Genomic DNA, 4,109 nt, shown 5'->3' on the forward strand with positions numbered 1-4,109 from the left:
GTCGGGCATCACGATCCAAACTACTTTGTAAAGCTTTACGTTCAGTGTCTAAAGCTTCACTTGCCATTCTCACTACATGAAATTTATCAATGACCAACTTGGCATTGGGTAGATGCAGACGAAATGATTTTTTGAAGGGTCGCCACATATCACTGCAAATCCATTCTACTTTGTCTGCATCAGGCAGTTTGGCGAAGTATGGCATGAGTATTTCCTGAGTCCTTTCAGGTAGCATGTCATACAAGCTGTTCATCGCAAGGTTGGTTATGACACAGCGATATGTTCCCATTAATTTAAGTTCATCAATCCCCATAATCGTTGGAGTTTCAAACTTAATATCTCGTTCTAATTCCTCCACGAAATCGAGCGTAATGTTTTTAATGGTGTTCACGACTACACCCGTATCTTCGGCAAGCTGCGTAAAGGTTCGATCTAAGCAACGCTTGCGTACTTGCTGAATCAGCCGATGGGTCGCTCTGCGTTTTTCATCTAAGAAGCTGAGTTGAGGGGTTATCATGCTTTTGCATTCAGAACAGCGATAGCGTGTTCGTATCACCTCAATTTTTACTGGTTGCATCTGCAAGGGGGTATCAGCAAAATGATTGATACGCTGACCGTGCTTATATAAGCGTCCACCGCATTCAGGGCATGTTTCCAAATGCTCACCGCTTAGCTGTACGGTAATCATAATACAGCCATCTTCATTACGGTAATCTATCGGCTGTACACCTTCCAGTTGCAGAATATCAATCATTCCAATACTCCGTTATGTTAGACGATGCACATCAATGGTTTCACCATCTTTAAGCAATTTATACAGCACCTTGATCACATTCTGCATCGCTTGTGCATCGGTCTTGAGCAACAATGCTGATAAGTCTTGATGTGAGGTCAGTGCTTGAATAATTGCGCCTTTCGTTGCCGATGGCAAATTACCTTGCAAGGCTGTGGATTCAGGATTATTTTCAATCTGAGCCATCACTACATCGTTATTTCGTAGAATGGTTACTAAATGATTGATGTACACCACCTGTTCTTCACGGGTAGAAATATCCCCAAAGGTTTGTGCAATCAGCTCGATCACTTCTTTGAGATAAGTCATTTTGGTTGGCTGTACATCGCCATTGGCTGTACCTTGGATCGGAACTAAAGGTTGGGGTTCATCCGCTTCAGGATGGTCTGTATCATCGGTTTTAAGTTTCTTTTTAAAGATGCCAAAGCCAGTCAATACCAAGCCTGAAATATCAATTTCTTTAGCAGACATACCATTTAATCGTTTGGATAAGAGCTTGGTAAATGCCGAGAAGTTTTCAAGTTCAGGGTCACCAAAGTCAATAAGCTGTGCTACATAGGAATAAATACGGCTAAACTTATCCAAATTGCCCTTAAAGCGCATCAAGGTTTGTAATTCTACGTCCAATTGCTTGCGTTCAAATTCCGCTTTTTCCGCACCTTCATCATTACCATCTGCTTTAGCCTGATCGAACGCTATTTCTTGTAGCTCAATCGCCTGTTTGAGCATTTTCAGTTTTTGGTTAAACAGGCGGGCGACACGATCGGTTGCTTTAAACAGGTCGGGATGTGTGGTTTCTTTGAAATCATGATTACTAATATCGCGGATAGTTTTAAAACGAGCTGCTTTAAACTCCTCCAAATCATCTTCGGTAATCAGATCAAGTTCTTCAATATTGTCTTTGATGGTATAAACCACATTCGGGTCTTGCACATCCACCATTTTTGCCCCGTTGTCGTACTTTTTGAAGCACTTTAAAATCCATTCAGGGTCATTTACAAAGTCAATTACAAAGGTTTGATCTTTGCCTGTGGTGGTACGGTTTAAGCGTGACAAGGTTTGTACCACTTCAACTTCATTGGCAATGACTTTATCAAGGTACATGGCGCAGAGTTTAGGTTGGTCAAAGCCTGTTTGGAATTTATTCGCCACTACCATTAAGCGATATTCAGGGCGGTCAAATGCGATGCGTAAATCAGAATTAGGTGCATCGGCATTCATATTGGCTTCGGTAAATTCAACATCTTCACCAACTCGAAATAGCACCCCATTTTCTGTATCACCATCTGCTTCATGGCTGATCTGTTTGCCCGTAAGTTTGCCTGAGAATGCCACCAAGACACGGTAGGCACTGTATTCAGGGTTATCTTCAATATATTTTTCCAAGGCAATTTTATAACGTGCTGCCGCAGGGCGTGAACTGGTCACGATCATGGCTTTGGCTTGACCATTAAGCAAATTGGCAACATTGTGGTGGAAATGCTGAATAATAAACTGCACCTTTTGTGTGACGTTGGTGGCATGTAAAGCCATCCAACGGGCTAAGGCTTTCTTTGCTGCTTTAGAGTTGACTCGTTTATCATCATCAACTGCATCACCACCGAGCTTAAAAGCTGTCTTGTACGGCACATAGCCTTGCAATACATCTAAAATAAAGCCTTCGTCAATGGCTTGGCGTTGTGGGTACAGGTGAAACGATTCAGGCAAATTATCATCACTGGCAGGCTCGCCATTTTTGGTACGACCAAACAGCATTTTAGTCGAGTGTTTTGGAGTTGCAGTAAAGGCAAAGTGACTGATGTTTTTGGACTGTACACGCGCTTTTTGAATCTGCTCAAGTAGTTCCTCAACAGTCAGATTCGCCATTGCTTCGCCCGACTGCAATGCCAATGTCGCTTGTAGTTTAGATGCCGTTGAGCCTGTTTGCGAGGTATGTGCTTCATCAATCACGATACCGTAGTTACGGTCGCTTAAACTGGTATTGGTCAGAATCGCTTCCATCACATGCGGGAAAGTCTGAATGGTCACAATAATGATCTGTTTATTGGACAACAGTGCATCTTCAAGCTGTTTGCTTTTCGATTTGCCTGCATGTTCTTTGTCATCACGATTAATTGCAGCAATTAAGCCTTTCTGATGGTCTAATTGTTGAATGGCTTCCTGTAACTGGTCATCCAGTACCGTTCTGTCTGTCACCACAATGACGGAGTTATAAAACGGTGTACCGTCATTGTGACGCAAACGCACCAGTGAATGACACACCCAAGAGATTGTCGATGTTTTACCTGACCCTGCGCTATGTTCACATAGATAATTCAGTCCTACGCCTTTTTCTTGCACATCGGCAATGATTTTATTCACCGCATCAAACTGATGGTAACGCGGGAAAATCAGGCGTTCCTGTACCGTCCAATTACCATATAGATCGACTTTGTTTTTCTTTTCCACATAGACAAAGTTATGGAAAATTTTCAGCCAATTATCACGTTGGCAGACATAATCCCAAAAGTAAGCTACTGGATAATCTTCACCTTTAGCCACATCCGCAGGGGGATTGCCTGCATGTCCCTCGTTACCTTTGTTAAACGGCAAGAAATAGGTGCTTTCACCATCTAAAGCCGTGGTCATGGCAATTTCAGATTCAGACAAGGCAAAATGCACAATTGCACCACGCTTAGGTGTCAGCAATGGCTCTTTACGTCTTGTTTTAGGGTCTATCGGCTTACGGTCATTTTTATACTGTTCAATGGCATCTTCTAAAGACTGGTTAAACTCAGTCTTAATTTCCACCGTTGCCATTGGCAAACCATTAATAAAGAATACAAGGTCCAAAATGCCTGCATCTTTGGATGGATGATATTTGAGTTGTGGAACAACACGTAGGATATTGGCGTTGTAGCGGTCAATGACAGCTTGATTGCGTCCATCTTCGGGTGCGCTTTCACTGAGGTCGATTGTGCCTGCGCCAGCCATGCTAAAGCCATTCCGAAAGATATGGATTGTGCCTTTCTTATTCAGTTCATCATCCAAGCGGTCGATGATGCGTTTTTCGGTATTACTACCATTCAGTGCTTGCAGTTTTTCCCACTTTTCAGGCTGTGTCGCTTGAATCCATGTGATTAAATCTTCGGGATAGAGTGCATATTCGGTATGATAATTTTTACTTTGCCCAACCACCCAACCTTGCGCTTGCAGTTTTTGCACAATATAGACTTCCAAGTGGCTTTCATAATGGGCTTTGTCTGCCAATATATTCATGTGATTCCCCTTATTCTTCATTTTGTTGTAATGCGTGTTGCCAAAACGGGTCTTGATG

Annotated in this window: 2 protein-coding genes; both read right to left on the reverse strand. The window is 42.6% G+C overall.

Annotated elements, in window-relative coordinates:
• A partial coding sequence (locus IRT38_RS17295; RefSeq protein ID WP_194598339.1) for an ISL3 family transposase occupies positions 1-754 on the reverse strand: 754 nt, incomplete at its 3' end.
• 12 nt (positions 755-766) lie between these two features.
• Positions 767-4,051, reverse strand: a complete 3,285-nt coding sequence (locus IRT38_RS17300; protein WP_194598340.1) for a type I restriction endonuclease subunit R — start codon at positions 4,049-4,051, stop codon at positions 767-769.
• Positions 4,052-4,109 lie beyond the last annotated feature (58 nt).

The sequence above is a fragment of the Acinetobacter sp. SK-43 genome (genome assembly GCF_015351505.1).
GTDB classification, from domain to species: Bacteria; Pseudomonadota; Gammaproteobacteria; order Pseudomonadales; family Moraxellaceae; genus Acinetobacter; species Acinetobacter junii.